The sequence below is a fragment of the Capilliphycus salinus ALCB114379 genome, assembly GCF_047276495.1.
GTDB lineage: Bacteria > Cyanobacteriota > Cyanobacteriia > Cyanobacteriales > Microcoleaceae > Capilliphycus > Capilliphycus salinus.
This window is the reverse complement of sequence record NZ_CP178543.1, coordinates 259,342-274,980: the sequence shown is the minus strand read 5'-3', so window position 1 is coordinate 274,980 and position 15,639 is coordinate 259,342. Positions and strand designations below refer to the sequence as shown.

The window sequence follows — 15,639 nt, the reverse complement described above, 5'->3', positions numbered from 1 at the left end:
AGGGAACGATTGTATCTCCCCTTGTAGGGGAGATTATAGAGGGGTGGAGAGGAAAAAGGTATCCCGTCGGGGACTATTAATTAACGATTAATTAATGGAAAGGGAGCGATTTTATCTCCCCTGCCTCCCTTAGATCCCCCCTATATCCCCCCTTAAAAAGGGGGGTTGGTCGAGAGGTCAAACTTTTATTCGTTAATTCACAGCGGTTTTGCTGAGAACTTCTATCAAACTCCATTGAAATAAAGGAGCATCCGCAGGGGGATTATCAACAATTTTTTCAGCTACCCGAATTTTATAATCATAACCGGGTTCGTAATCAAATCCTTTGATACCATCATAAAACAATGTCCACTCATCTTCTGGACTTTCTCGAACTTGTAAACATTTTTGGGGAGCAACTCCACTACAGGCAACTATTTTTGAGTCCACATAAACAACTCGTTCTTCTGTTGTTGAACTCATGGTTTTGACTTGTTCACTTTGAAATGTCATTGAACTAGAACCTCGCTTTTTACATTAAATTTGCAGTTGATTGTGAACCTTACTCTCTTTAGATCTGCCCCCTCTAACGTTGAAAATACTATCTTTCTTGATCCAAAATTTTCGGTATCTAACCTCTTGCTGTTGTAGCCACAGATGTAACCTTCACTGTTTTACCTTTTGTTGGGTAAACTCCACTGTATCGGTTGCAACCGGACTCATTGGTGTTGGCGATCGCCTGCAAAAATTGCCCTCATTTGAGTTCCCTCCATTGGCATTTCTGGAGCAACATAATCCTGCTTGGATGTTAACATCTTCGTCGTATTTGTCAACGTTGTATTTTCTTGGGGAGCAAACACCATCACACCCGATCCTCGCTGTGTTTTGTAGGAAATTTTCAGTTGACCTTGAGGGCTAATTTCATACCATTGAGCCTCCTCTAATGCGGTTAGATACTGAAATTCTTGTCGCATAACCTCTGGCGGACAGGCTTTGCGTGTTGTCGCTAAAGCATTAATACTAAGTTTATTGCCCTCCTTTGTATATGTGGTCATATATTGGTTACAACTGCTAAAACCCCTGACCTGATCTTCTGTAAAGTTAACAGTAATTTCGGTTCCTTTCAAGGGAACTCTCGAAACTGTTCCATCTTCCAAAGACACCAAAACCCAAGTTTTATTCTCTAACTCACCACTCGCTTGAGGTACAAACGTCATTATTCCCGATCCCTCTTCTGTTGTATAGGAAATTTCCAGACCCCGATCGTTAATTTCATAGCGCTGCACTCCCTCTAATGCGGCGAGATAGGCAAATTCTCGCTCCATAATCTCTCCCATACAAGCTTTGCGAGTGGTCGCAGCCGGTGTAATTTGGAGTTGATTGCCTTCTATCTTATAGGATGCAATATATCGATTGCAACTTGCACTCCCTTTCACCTGACCATTAACAAAATTGGCTGTGATTGGTTCGCCAGTTTCTAAAGAGTTGCTGTTGTTTTCATCCCTCCATTCTTGTAAAATCCAAGATGTACCCTCTAAACCCATTTGTGAAGCGGAAGCGGTGGGATTTTCCGATAGCAGGGTCGAGGCTAAAATCGGCTTTTTGCTCTCGATCGCCAACCCGCCAAACAGTCCAATGATTACAAGTAAACCCGTTAAACTTTGACCCAGTTTTAACCTGTAATTGTTCATCTTAGACGTTTTAAATCCTCCCTGACTCAAGCTTCTTGTAGTTTCCTTCAAATGACTTGCAGATAAATCCGCCCATCTTGTAAATTTTAGATGATATCCGCTTGATTAATGCCTGTTATGGGGTTTGGGCGGGTTTCACTCAATCTGGGAATGATCCTCAAGATTAATACAGAACCCGCCCCTACGTTACAATCATTGATTAGTCGAATATCATATTAGATAAAAATTTCCTGAATTTGAATGACTGATTTCCAGAAAATTGGTTTTAGCACCCTGATTTTATCAGGCTTTTCACTCACTTTCATCCCCCACACAACCCCAACTCAATTCAATCAATTCAATCAATCGTGCGAACTGATGTCACTCGGCGAGTTCTGGGGTTAAACTGAAGATCGATTCCCATTTGACCCCGATCTAACTTAATCATACCGGGATCGCTTTCGACCACCTTCCAACCTTGCGATCGCAAACGACGGACCGCATTATTGATATCTTCACCCACAAACTCTCGACGGGGATCATAATAATTATCACTGCGGCGATCGCCATCAAAACTAATCGAAAAAGGCTGACCATCGAGACGACCATCCCCATAAATTTGATTGATGGAATTATTCGCCCCATACTCAATATCAACGGTTCCCGAAGCATTCGCATTTCCCGATCCTTCGATATCGATCCTCAAGGTATAAGCATCCCGGCGATCGAGATCTCCACTCAAACGAATTAAACGATTATCATCCAAACGAAACGCCAATTCTGCTTGATCCCGTTCATCCACATTCACCGTCACCAGGGTAATTTCCCAGTCCGGACGTCCGGAAATTTGAAACGATCCCTGTCCCCGTTGCGACAACCGGATCGACTCTCCCCGACCCGAACCGGTATCAGCGACCCGAATATTTTCACCCGGTATCCAACCGATCTCCCCGGAGTCGAGAAACTCCACCTCATACCACATTTCGCCCTCACGGGATCGGGTTTCTTGGAGAATTTCCACGCGATCGCCAACTCTACCGTAACCGCGGACCCGCGATCGCCAACTGGGGTCGGTGCGTAAATTAATTCTCCCATTCGGATCGCGATCAGTTAGCACCCCTTCGCCATCATAAACCTCTGTCGGTGTGCGATCGCGATAAATTTGAGCGTTAGCGGTCAGAGGTTCAATAATAACGTTACCCATTCCCCCGACAACCAGCGAACAAAAGGCTGTCATTAATACCGATTTGATTTTCATCTCTCTTCCCCCAAAGTTCTGTAAATTTTATTCAATTTACCTTTAGAATATCGTCCGAAAGAGCGATTGACTTCCCTCAGTTGGACGATCCAAACTGGTGAATTTGTCTCCCCCCGAGGGATGATTTGTGCCAAAGTTTCCGGACGTTATCTAGCAGATCATCCCTACATTTTGACTGACCTGTTTTCCGGATTGTTCCTTGAGGGGAAGAACGAGATCAAAATCCGATTCGATTTTACAGTAATTGTTTAGGAATCCCTAAGATTTACTCATCGTCCACAGGGGCAATTGTTGGGTAATTTGGGGTTGAATACCGCCAATATTATTGTCGGCAAAGATGAAGTTTTTATCTTGCCAAAGGGGAATATAAGGAACATCTTGGGCGAGGATCGCTTGCAACTCATCAAATATCGCTTGTCTGGCTTGGGGATTTTGTTCTTGACGCTGTTTATCAATCAATTCATTCACGCGAGCATTATAATAAAACGACCCTTGAGATTGACTCGCGCCCAGTTTGCAGCCCGTTTCTGGGGAACCTTCGGCACAATCTAAAAAGGGTTGCAAATAGTTATCGGCATCTAAAAAATCCGCATACCAATCTAACAGAAAAGTCGGATAAACACCCTTATCCAAATTCTCAAAAGCGGTTGTTGCTTCTACGCCTTTGAGTTCCAACTGTAACGCCCCGCCCAACTGTTCAGTTGCCAGGGCTTTTAAAGTATTGGCTAAAGTTGCCCGTTTGTTATTTCCCGAGGCATACCAAACCTCAACCACTGCGGGATTTTCTGGGGTATATCCAGCCTGTTCCAACAAAGCTTTTGCCTTCTCCGCATTGGCATCACCATAACTGTCTTTGAATACGGGTTTATAGCCGTCAAACGTGGTGGGGATCAAACTATAAAGGGGTTCTCCCTGTCCGCGCAAGACTCTTTGATTAATCAAATTGCGGTCAACAATTGCCGCCAACGCCTGTCGAACTTCCGGCTTATTCAAAGGTTCAGAATTGAGATTCAACACCATATAATTAACCGTATTTCCATCGGCGGCGATCATCTGCCATTTGCCCTTTTCGGCTTCGGCCTGTAAACTATTAACTTGATCGGGATCTAAAGACAGATAAGCAATATCAACGGCATCGCTGCGAAACGCATTAAATAAATTTGCTGGACTCGAAAAGCGCTGAAGATCAACTCCCTGGTTTTGTGGCTTTTCACCCCAATATTGATCGAAAACATCCAAACGAACAACATCCACCCCGTATTCGGCGAGTTGGTAGGGTCCAGTTCCCACGAGGGTTTGGGGTTGAAATTTCCCCGTCCCCAACTCGTAGGCTTGGGGAGACACCGCCATAGTTCCCGCCACCGCCAGCAGGTTGGGAAAGGCTGCAAAAGGCTGTTTTAAGGTGATGGTGAGTTCGTTGTCGCCGCTGGCTTCGACAGACTTAACCGTATCGGCGAGTAAAAAAGCCGGTTGTCCGCCATTTTCGATAAACCGTTTCAGGGAAAACGCCATCGCCTCGGCGTTAAACGGGGTGCCATCGTGGAAGACTACCTCTTGACGGAGGGGAATTTTGTACGTTAAGCCATCTTCGCTAACCGTTGGTAAGGCGGTGGCCAACTGGGGGATGAGGGTACTGGTTCCGAGTTCGTAGGTGTAGAGGCGATCGCCGACATTGTAAAAGATATCATTGGAGAGGGCGTCGTAGGCGTCGGCCGGGTCGAGGGTGCGAATTTTCAGGGTGGTTCCCATCGTAATTCGTCCGGGGTTAGTTTGGGAAGCGGGAGTGTTGGTTTGAGTTTGGCTAGGCGTGCAGCTTACCGCCAAAAACCAGCACATACAGAATAAACTGATAAACTGTAGGATAGACCGACCTCGACGGCGTGAAAACCATTTCCTGTGTTGGGTTGTTCTCGGGTCTGTTGCGAACATGGGCTTTTCTACCTTCTCAATTCTGAACTTTCGATGATAGCCGATAAATGTCCGGGTCTTTCTATTTTGCGCCCCCAGGTGGGTGTTAATTTTTGGGTTAGGGGATTATTGTCTGAAATGATGATGGGGTCTGGGTTTGGAGTCTGTTTGTCGGTTGAGGGGCGGGCGCATGGCTCTGTGTAAGGGTTTCAGGGTTTTTGACAAAGTTTTGGCGATCGGGTATGATTGTTTTAGTCGCACCTGGCGCAACTGCACCTCGAAAACTCAATATACTAGGGCTTTCAGGATGCCGCATTGTTGAAATCATCTATAATCCCTATGAGGGATTGAAACAGGAACTTTTCAGGATAACAGCGACGGAGGTTTGTTGAAATCATCTATAATCCCTATGAGGGATTGAAACTAGATTTCCTCGGTGGTAAACTCCAACAACAACGTTGAAATCATCTATAATCCCTATGAGGGATTGAAACTATCCATCTACTCCACGAAAAGTGCAAGTCCTCAGTTGAAATCATCTATAATCCCTATGAGGGATTGAAACTTCTTGAACTGACCGTTGCCATTCCTCATAAGACATAGTGTTGAAATCATCTATAATCCCTATGAGGGATTGAAACACTCAATTGTTGCATGGTTTTGAAGTTGAGTAAGTTGAAATCATCTATAATCCCTATGAGGGATTGAAACGTAAGTGTCAACAACTTTCCTGAGGTCTGCGATTACCGAGTTGAAATCATCTATAATCCCTATGAGGGATTGAAACATGGTGTCTCTCTCCTAGATGTGGGTAGGTTATTTGTTGAAATCATCTATAATCCCTATGAGGGATTGAAACACGTTTACTACTGGCACGGGAAGTTATCCCTACAATGTTGAAATCATCTATAATCCCTATGAGGGATTGAAACCGCGTTAAAAACCCGTCTCTAGTTCCCTCTCTTAGTTGAAATCATCTATAATCCCTATGAGGGATTGAAACTGCAGATGAGATGGCTTTACCGAAAGACATCAGTGTTGAAATCATCTATAATCCCTATGAGGGATTGAAACATTACAAGAAATGATTGAGACACGGATGGCTGAGTTGAAATCATCTATAATCCCTATGAGGGATTGAAACTCAGTCCCAGAAGAACTAAACTCCATTATTTCCAAATGGTTGAAATCATCTATAATCCCTATGAGGGATTGAAACTGGAGGTTCCTCCGCCAAGATTTAAATGTACGAGTTGAAATCATCTATAATCCCTATGAGGGATTGAAACTTCACACTCTCAACGAGGGATTGTTCATGGGTCAAGTTGAAATCATCTATAATCCCTATGAGGGATTGAAACCTAGAAGTCTACCCGTAGCAATTTCTAACACTCGTTGAAATCATCTATAATCCCTATGAGGGATTGAAACTTACCTTGATAGTTTGACAAATTGATGAGGGTTACACCTACCCAGTTGAAATCATCTATAATCCCTATGAGGGATTGAAACTTGGCAGATGGGTCACGGATTACACAGTCGTTAAGTTGAAATCATCTATAATCCCTATGAGGGATTGAAACGTGAAAATCAACCCTTCTCTAGAAGGTGGTGGCTTGTTGAAATCATCTATAATCCCTATGAGGGATTGAAACTCCTATACAATGGCTCCTGCGAAAATCGGCACATTGGTTGAAATCATCTATAATCCCTATGAGGGATTGAAACAAAAGTTCTCCCCCAGATTTTTGAGCAAAAAATACTTCGTTGAAATCATCTATAATCCCTATGAGGGATTGAAACCGGTAGCCCGACTAGCCCAACCAATTTCCCCTTGCTTGTTGAAATCATCTATAATCCCTATGAGGGATTGAAACAACTCATCCAAGAGTGCGAACAGATCGGACAGGGTTGAAATCATCTATAATCCCTATGAGGGATTGAAACAATTGGCCCAAAGAATACAAGGGCAGTTCGTTTTTCCACGTTGAAATCATCTATAATCCCTATGAGGGATTGAAACGGCAGGGGTTTGCAAGAGCGTCGGTGCGGTCGCTCGTTGAAATCATCTATAATCCCTATGAGGGATTGAAACAATTTACCTACTTCATCCTGAGGCTGTCTTTAAAGGTTGAAATCATCTATAATCCCTATGAGGGATTGAAACCTTTGGAACCACTTTTTTAATGTGAAACGCCCCATTGTTGAAATCATCTATAATCCCTATGAGGGATTGAAACGATCGCTTCGGTGATTCAAGTAAAGGAAAATTCGTTGAAATCATCTATAATCCCTATGAGGGATTGAAACACTGACTGCACCTTGTACGCCTAGACTTACATGGTTGAAATCATCTATAATCCCTATGAGGGATTGAAACGACGCCGGAATCTAAGCGAACCAGCACCATCTTTGTTGAAATCATCTATAATCCCTATGAGGGATTGAAACATCTTTTTCGATTTGATTAAAATAATCTAAAAATCGTTGAAATCATCTATAATCCCTATGAGGGATTGAAACTAATATGTTCATCAGTTCACGAAGGCGTGAACACTGTACGGTTGAAATCATCTATAATCCCTATGAGGGATTGAAACTGACTTGGTAGCCGAACTCGAAGACTGGGAAAACCCAGAAGTTGAAATCATCTATAATCCCTATGAGGGATTGAAACCAATCAATTCAATTATGAGCTATGGAAACATACAACGTAAGTTGAAATCATCTATAATCCCTATGAGGGATTGAAACACGAACAAAGTAATGGGCGTGGCTGAATTCGCCGTTTTTGGCTACTACCAGTTGAAATCATCTATAATCCCTATGAGGGATTGAAACTTGCTGTCGGCTTGCAAGGATAGGACTTAGTCTCGTTGAAATCATCTATAATCCCTATGAGGGATTGAAACTTAAAATTCCCCGTCCAGGTATCAACCTCGACAAGTTGAAATCATCTATAATCCCTATGAGGGATTGAAACAATAATAAAACAACACCTAAACTTACAAATGTGTACCAGAGTTGAAATCATCTATAATCCCTATGAGGGATTGAAACATGTGATCACTAAAAATACTTACAGAAATATTTGGTTGAAATCATCTATAATCCCTATGAGGGATTGAAACTTGAACAGTTGGTTGAACCATTCGGGGTGATTCTCTGTTGAAATCATCTATAATCCCTATGAGGGATTGAAACTTCGCCACCGTTTGGTTTTTTGAGCGCGATGATCAGGTTGAAATCATCTATAATCCCTATGAGGGATTGAAACTCTTAAATCCCGAAAGACGAAAAATTTCAACGAGTTGAAATCATCTATAATCCCTATGAGGGATTGAAACAAATGATAAACAAAAAGCCATCCAGCATCTACCAAGTTGAAATCATCTATAATCCCTATGAGGGATTGAAACAAAGATAATAGATACTAAAGATATTAAAGAAGTTTATGCAGAGTTGAAATCATCTATAATCCCTATGAGGGATTGAAACTAATCCATTTTGCTGTAAAACTAAAACGTCTGATACGTTGAAATCATCTATAATCCCTATGAGGGATTGAAACTTGAGTCTCCTTTCAACCGCAGCAACCGCCTATGTTGAAATCATCTATAATCCCTATGAGGGATTGAAACACTTAACCCGTACAGCTCGACTATCCGCTCTAAGGTTGAAATCATCTATAATCCCTATGAGGGATTGAAACTCAAGATTTTCAGAGGCACAATAGTCTCTGGTTTGTTGAAATCATCTATAATCCCTATGAGGGATTGAAACACTACTGGTAGTGGTGTTGGTGCTTGTTTTCAAGGTTGAAATCATCTATAATCCCTATGAGGGATTGAAACCCTAAATCCCTGAGTTCATCGGCAAATTTGGAAAAATCAGATTGAGTTGAAATCATCTATAATCCCTATGAGGGATTGAAACCAGCCAGTTTTAGATGTTGGTTCGCGATCGCCAGCGAGTTGAAATCATCTAGAATCGCTACGAGGGATTGAAACTATTACGATAAGGATTTGGAAGTTTATCACTCGGTTATCGTTGAAATCATCTAGAATCGATATCAGAGATGGAAACTATTACGATAAGGACTTGGAAGTTTATCACTCGGTTCGGGTTGAAATCATCTAGAATCGATACCAGAGATTGAAACTATTACGATAAGGACTTGGAAGTCTATCACTCGGTTCGGGTTGAAATCATCTAGATTCGATATCACAGATTGAAACTATTACGATAAGGATTTGAAAGTCTATCACTCGGTTCGGGTTGAAATCAACTCCGCAAACCCGAGACCCGAGACCGGGAGGTTGCAACAATCAGTTACAAAAGTATCAGAAAAGAAATATTGTATTTTTTAGTTAAGCACAGGTTAACTAGCGACCAAAAGATTATAAATTAAAAGAATAGCGAACTGAGATCTCAGACGCATTGAGGATCGAACATTCGAGAGATTGAAGCGATCGCTAAAAACCGCTAGCATCTTCGATTGGATAGCCTTTCAGTCGATTCTTATCTGTAAGTTCGAGATAAACCCAAAGAACAAGGAATTGAACTCAACGTTTATCCAAGTGTGAGAATGCTGTTTTCTGTCAAAATCGAGCTTGAGTTTAAACCTAAAAACATTCTTAAATTTTTAATCTTTCGGACAAACTTCTGAATTAGAAATCGATACCAACCGGGCTGTTAAATGGCTTTGTTGGTTGAGAAACGGACACCGGTGCATTGCCATGCGCCCCTACAAAAACGAACACAGGAGACGAGACGATGAAAACACATATCCCCTCAGACAACCGTAATGTGGCTATTGTCGGCCCCTATCTCAGCGGTAAAACCGCTTTACTCGAAAGCATTCTCTATGTGACGGGGGCAACGACCCGTAAAGGGACAGCCAAAGAGAACAACCGGGTTGGGGACACCGCACCGGAAGCCCAAGACCGCAATATGACCGTTGAAGTGAATGCCGCCAGTACCGAGTACGGCGGCATTCGTTTTACTTTCCTCGACTGTCCGGGGTCGGTGGAATTTGCCCAAGAAACCTACAACGCCTTGGTTGGGGCGGGGTTGGCGGTTGTGGTGTGCGAACCGGAGGCTAGCCGTATTTTAACGCTGTCGCCGCTGTTCAAATTCCTCGATGACTGGGAAATTCCCCATCTGGTGTTTATTAATAAAATGGATCGGGCGTTCACGGACGAGGAAAGCTGCACAACCAACTATACCGAACTTCTGGCGGCTTTGAAAACGGTGTCTTCCCGTCCGGTTGTCCCCCATCAATACCCGATCGCCAAGGGCCAAGAACTGGTGGGCTTTATTGACCTGGTGAGCGAACAGGCCTATCATTATCATCCGGGTGCGCCGTCTGACCCGGTTCCCCTCCCCGAAGACCTGAAAGAGGCCGAACACCTCGCCCGCCAAGAGATGTTGGAGGAATTAGCCAATTTTGATGATCATCTCCTCGAAGAACTGTTGGAGGATATCGAACCGCCCCAAGAAGAAATTGTTAAAGACCTGAAAATGGAACTGGGGGCCGACTTAATTGTTCCGGTGTTCTTGGGGGTTGCTGAGGCGGAGTATGGTGTGCGTAGTTTGTTGGATGCGATGGTCCGGGAAGCGCCGGAACCGTTTGTTACCGCCCACCGTCGCGGACTGAAACCGAAAGCGGATGTTCCCATCGCCCAAGTGTTGAAAACCTATTACACGCCCCAAGGCGGTAAACTGTCTTTGGTGCGGGTTTGGCAGGGTGAACTGACGGAAGGTATTGTTCTCAACGGCGTCCGGGCTGCGGGAATGTACCGTTTGATGGGTCAGCAAACTGAAGGCGCCCAGGTGGCGAAAACGGGGGAAATTGTAGCGTTAGCCCGGATGGATACCATTCAAACGGGGGACACGCTTTCAACGGAACCGCAAGAGGTGAAGCCGTTACCGAAAGCGCAGGTTTTACCGCCGGTGTTTGCGTTGGCGATCGCCCCGGAAAAGCGCAAGGATGAGGTGAAGCTGACGTCGGCTTTAAGTAAAATGCTGGAGGAAGATCCGGGGTTGGCTTGGGAACAACACGGCGATACTCACGAGGTTATTTTGTGGGGTCAGGGGGAAATTCATCTGCAAGTGACGTTGGATCGTCTGCGCCGCAAGTATAATTTACCGATGACGACTCATTTACCCCGTGTTGCTTACAAGGAAACGATTCGCAAAACTACCAATTCTCACGGACGCTACAAACACCAAAGCGGCGGACACGGACAGTTTGGGGATGTGTATCTCGATATTCAACCGTTGGGACGGGGTGAAGGGTTTAATTTTAGTGATACTATTGTTGGCGGTGTGGTTCCCAAACAGTATATTCCGGGTGTGGAAATGGGCGTGCGGGAATCTCTCGAACACGGGCCGTTGGGCTTCCCGGTTGTTGATGTGGCGGTGACGCTGACTAACGGATCTTATCATTCGGTTGATAGTTCTGAACAGGCGTTTAAACAGGCGGCACGGTTGGCGATGCAGACGGGGATGACGAACTGCGATCCGATTTTACTCGAACCGATCGCCTGGGTGGAAATTTCGGCTCCCAATGAGTTTTCGTCTCAGTTGTTCCAATTAATTACCGGACGTCGGGGACAGGTTTTAAATTATGAGGTGATGATGGGTTGGAAAGGTTGGGATAAAATTACCGCTTATTTGGCGATGTCGGAGATGCAAGATTTGATTGTAGAATTGCGATCGCTGACGATGGGTGTGGGTTATTTTCATTGGAAGTACGATCATCTCCAAGAGGTTCCCGATAAGTTGGCTGAAAAGGTTTTGGCGACTTATGCTGATTCGGAAAATGGCAATGGTAATGGTAATGGCAATGGCAATGGTTAATGATTGATCGGTTGTCCGGTTGATTTTTTCTTGATTAAGATTAGATCGATCGGACATCGGTTGAACTCGATTTTACTGTTTTTAAGTGTTTTTTTGTTGAATAAAAAATCAAGCGTATATTCAGGTTAGCCCTGATAAGCTTCACTTTTAATTGTAGAGTAATTGCCGGAAATTGTCAATTTTTTTGGCGCCGGCTGCGATCGATGTATTTTTTTTGAGAAATAATTGACATCCACCCGCCCCAGTTTAGTTTATTGAATAAGAAATCAAGTGCTTAGGCGAATTAACGCTGATAAGCTTCACTTTTAATTGTAGAGTAATTGCCGGAAATTGTCAATTTTTTTGGCGCCGGCTGCGATCGATGTATTTTTTTTGAGAAATAATTGACATCCACCCGCCCCAGTTTAGTTTATTGAATAAGAAATCAAGTGCTTAGGCGAATTAACGCTGATAAGCTTCACTTTTAATTGTAGAGTAATTGCCGGAAATTGTCAATTTTTTTGGCGCCGGCCGACTGCGATCGATGTATTTTTTTTGAGAAATAATTGACATCCACCCGCCCTAAGCAGTGATCAGTTATTTGTTACCAGTTATCAGCTTTTACAGTTTACAGTGTACAGTTTTTACAATTATCACTGGTTACTCTATGCGCAAACTTTGCTCTAGTGGCATCGTTGCTCATGCGCGAAACACGATCTTACCGCACTTTGCGCTCTCGACTATTGGGCGCCTGTCGCAAGGGGAGCGCTTCAACTCTGAGAACCAGAGCAACGGAGGCAAGCGCTCTCGGCGGAAACCGCTGTTCACTGTAAACTGGTCACTGGTCACTGATCACTGTATAAACCCGCCCCGGTTTCGGGTATTGAATAAAAATTCAAGTATTTAGACGAATTAACCCTGATAAGCTTCACTTTTAATTGTAGAGTAATTGCCGGAAATTGTCAATCTTTTTGGCGCCGATTTTCCCGAGAGAATAGGGGAAAGTGCATGGGGGAAAGTGAGTAGAAAGGACTGAGAATTAATAAGAAGAAAGAATGGCTTGCCAAAGTTCGGTATTGAGTAGCAAGGCTTGACTTAAATCGGTGTCTTGCAGGTTGGCTTTAAAGAGATTAACCTTATAGAACATGGTACCTTTTAAGCTCGCCCCCCGCAAGTCGGCTTCACTTAAATCGGTATAAATGAGTTTAGCATCATTCAAGTTAGCCCCCCGCAGGTCGGCGCCTTTGAGGTTGGTTTTAAACAGTTTAGCGCCGGTGAGGTTGGCGGCTTTTAAATCGGCATAAATGAGTTTGGCGCCGGTGAGGTCAATCTGAGATAAGTTAGCGTTACTCAAGTTTGCAAATAAATGAGCATCTTTGAGATTAGCTCGACTGAGGTTGGCGCCTTGCAAATTTGCCTGCCATAATAATATACTCGGTAAATTCACATTCTGCAATTGGATGCCGGGAAGTTCTACGCCAATAAAACCCCGTTTTCCTGCGGCATAACGTTTGATCAGTTCTTTGGCACTCTTGACACCGTTTGTGGGATTGTTGTCTTGGTCGATCATATAAAATTTACAATGAGGAATTGACGATCTATTCTGTTATAACCCAGTGTTGATTATGATTGTATCGAGTTTCGCAATTTTGCCCCGGTAAAAAAGTTTAAATTATCAACCTCCAACGGAATAGTTTTTAACTATAATTAGGTTTTATTTTGATTGTTTGGCGATGAGTTATGACAAGTTTCAACAGTTATCCTTGGAAACAAGACCCTGTAATTCTCCAGAGCTTACGTTTGTTCAAGAGTTTTAAACACTGGACGGGCGAAAGTTTAGTTGATCTTAATGGCACCCCCGAAGAAATAGCAGAAGCTTTATTTAACGCCCCGTTTGTGTTAGTTTCTCATGGAACCGAAGCCAATCCTATTTTTAATTATGGTAATCGCACGGCTTTAGAATTGTGGGAAATAAGTTGGGAAGAATTTATTCAAACCCCTTCTTCTCAAACGGCGATAAATCTCCAAGAAATCGGCGAACGTCAGCAGATGCTTGACCAAGTAAGAACTCAAGGTTACACTAAGAATTATCGGGGAATTCGTCAATCGAGAACGGGAAAACAGTTTTTGATTTCCAATGTCACGGTTTGGAATATCATCGATGAAAGTGCCGAATATTGCGGTCAGGGTGCAACTTACAAAACTTGGGAATTTTTGTAAAGTTTTGGGTGCAAGTTAGAGCAACTTTTGCTTCAACTGTTCTAATTTTTCGGGGGTGAGAGTAACTTTAATTTCCAACAATTGCTGATAATCTCGCAGAAGAATGATGCCGCTTTTCCCGACGGCGATTTCGGGATTGTTCATCTCAATCATCTGATATTTTACTTTGGGAAATTCCACCCGAATCACAATATTAGTTTGAGATTGAGAAAAAATGTACAACTGCTGACGGGGGATATCTAACTCTAACTTACTGACTGTAATACTGCGTTCTTGTTCGCTGCCAATCTTCGACCAATATAAGGTAATTCCTCGCAGTTGAGGATGAACAATCAAAAACACTTCATCGAACTTTTGAGACTCCCAATTAATCTGGCTTAAATCTCCGTTTTCTGGAATTAAGCGCTGTTGCCAAGTAATCTCCTGTCCTTCGAGATCTCCCCACCACTGACGAATAGTTTCTAAGTGAGTTGCATTCTCGGGGTTGCTGCTGCCATACTGCCAAGTGATTGTTGATGTCATAATATTTTCCCAAGCCAATGTGATGGAGTTGTTTGTCATCTACTTTCTACTGTATATCTTGCGGATCAACAAGACCTGAGAAACCGGGTTTTTTAAGGAAAAATAGAGGCTATCAGCTAAAACGACTAGCCAGAAACCCGGTTTGGTGAGATGTCATGCAAGATCTCAGTTGTCATCTACTTTCTACTTTAGCCTTTCACCCAACTATGAATTTACCGATTGTCTATCATTGTGATTATGTCGCCCCTTTACCACCGGGTCATCGTTTCCCGATGTCAAAATTTAGGCGACTCTATCAAATGTTACTGGCTGATGAGGTGATCGAACCGTCTCAGGTTCACATTCCGGAACTTCCGGCTTTAGAATGGATAGAATCGGTTCACGATCGCGATTATGTCGAAGCCTATTGTCGGGGGACTCTCGATCCCAAATTACAACGTCGTATCGGTTTACCCTGGAGTCAAGCTTTAGCCAACCGGACTTGTATCGCGGTGGGTGGGGCAATTTTAACGGCTAAACTGGCTTTGACTCACGGACTGGCTTGCAATACCGCTGGAGGGACTCACCACGCCTTCCCCAATTTAGGAACGGGATTCTGTATTTTTAATGATATCGCGATCGCGTGCCGGACGATTCAACAGTTGGGACTGGCGCAAAAAATTTTAATTATTGATTTAGACGTTCATCAGGGGGATGCGACGGCGTTTATTTTCCAGGATGATCCGAGTGTGTTTACCTTTTCGATGCACTGTGAGGCGAATTTTCCGGCCCGCAAGCAAAAAAGTGATTTGGATGTACCGCTGCCGGTGGGGATGGAGGATGAGGCTTATTTGCGGATCTTAGCCAAGTATCTAGAGGATATAATATCCGAGGTACAACCGGATTTGGTTTTTTACGATGCGGGGGTGGATACTCATGTTGAGGATCGCTTGGGGAAACTGGCTTTAAGCGATACGGGACTTTGGCGACGGGAAATGTTAGTTCTTAGCACTTGTGTTCGTTTGGGCTATCCGGTGGCGGGAATTATCGGGGGCGGCTATAGCGACGATCTGAGTGGTTTAGTTTATCGCCATTCGATTTTACATCGGGTTGCGGCTCAAGTCTATCGCCAATATCGACTCTGAAGCTTTTTTCACAATTGTTAACAAAGAGTCTCGACAAGTGTACAACCTCGTTTTACAATTTTTATAGAAAGTATAGATAACGGCGGTTGACCCCTTTGGGGTTGCATTAAAAGAT

At 43.6% G+C, this 15,639-nt stretch carries 9 protein-coding genes and 1 CRISPR repeat array; of the genes, 3 read left to right on the top strand and 6 right to left on the bottom strand.

Annotation, left to right across the window (positions count from 1 at the left end; all coding sequences use genetic code 11):
* Nucleotides 1–192: 192 nt before the first annotated feature.
* The 4 genes from ACL6C3_RS01245 to ACL6C3_RS01230 form a co-directional block, all read right to left on the bottom strand.
* The gene (locus tag ACL6C3_RS01245; RefSeq protein ID WP_413164552.1) at nt 193–492 is read right to left on the bottom strand and encodes a DUF4377 domain-containing protein; all 300 of its coding nucleotides are present in this window, start codon (nt 490–492) and stop codon (nt 193–195) included.
* Between the two features lie 206 nt (nt 493–698).
* Nucleotides 699–1,670 carry an META domain-containing protein gene (locus ACL6C3_RS01240; RefSeq protein ID WP_413164551.1) on the bottom strand — a complete coding sequence of 324 codons (972 nt, stop codon included), beginning with the start codon at nt 1,668–1,670 and terminating at the stop codon, nt 699–701.
* 337 nt (nt 1,671–2,007) lie between these two features.
* On the bottom strand, nt 2,008–2,907 hold the full coding sequence (locus tag ACL6C3_RS01235; RefSeq protein ID WP_413164549.1) for an SH3 domain-containing protein: 900 nt from the start codon (nt 2,905–2,907) through the stop codon (nt 2,008–2,010).
* Between the two features lie 258 nt (nt 2,908–3,165).
* Entirely contained in the window at nt 3,166–4,836 is a 1,671-nt protein-coding gene (locus ACL6C3_RS01230) for an ABC transporter substrate-binding protein (RefSeq protein ID WP_413164547.1), read from the bottom strand.
* Between the two features lie 296 nt (nt 4,837–5,132).
* Nucleotides 5,133–9,053: a CRISPR direct-repeat array (repeat unit 37 nt; unit sequence GTTGAAATCATCTATAATCCCTATGAGGGATTGAAAC).
* A gap of 538 nt (nt 9,054–9,591) precedes the next feature.
* Between ACL6C3_RS01230 and ACL6C3_RS01225 the strand changes: the two genes are divergently transcribed.
* Nucleotides 9,592–11,679, top strand: a complete 2,088-nt coding sequence (locus ACL6C3_RS01225) for an elongation factor G (protein ID WP_413164545.1) — start codon at nt 9,592–9,594, stop codon at nt 11,677–11,679.
* 1,018 nt (nt 11,680–12,697) lie between these two features.
* Here ACL6C3_RS01225 and ACL6C3_RS01220 read toward each other — a convergent pair.
* Nucleotides 12,698–13,228, bottom strand: a complete 531-nt coding sequence (locus tag ACL6C3_RS01220; RefSeq protein WP_413164543.1) for a pentapeptide repeat-containing protein — start codon at nt 13,226–13,228, stop codon at nt 12,698–12,700.
* A 170-nt stretch (nt 13,229–13,398) separates the two neighbouring features.
* Here ACL6C3_RS01220 and ACL6C3_RS01215 point away from each other — a divergent pair, with 170 nt between their 5' ends.
* A complete protein-coding gene (locus ACL6C3_RS01215; RefSeq protein WP_413164542.1) occupies nt 13,399–13,878 on the top strand; it encodes an MEKHLA domain-containing protein in 480 nt (159 codons plus the stop codon).
* Nucleotides 13,879–13,893: 15 nt separating this feature from the next.
* On the opposite strand, the gene ACL6C3_RS01210 is transcribed toward ACL6C3_RS01215, so the two are convergent.
* Nucleotides 13,894–14,400 carry a hypothetical protein gene (locus tag ACL6C3_RS01210; RefSeq protein WP_413164541.1) on the bottom strand — a complete coding sequence of 169 codons (507 nt, stop codon included), beginning with the start codon at nt 14,398–14,400 and terminating at the stop codon, nt 13,894–13,896.
* A gap of 206 nt (nt 14,401–14,606) precedes the next feature.
* On the opposite strand from ACL6C3_RS01210, the gene ACL6C3_RS01205 reads away from it, so the two are divergent.
* Entirely contained in the window at nt 14,607–15,524 is a 918-nt protein-coding gene (locus tag ACL6C3_RS01205) for a histone deacetylase (RefSeq protein ID WP_413168462.1), read from the top strand.
* Nucleotides 15,525–15,639 lie beyond the last annotated feature (115 nt).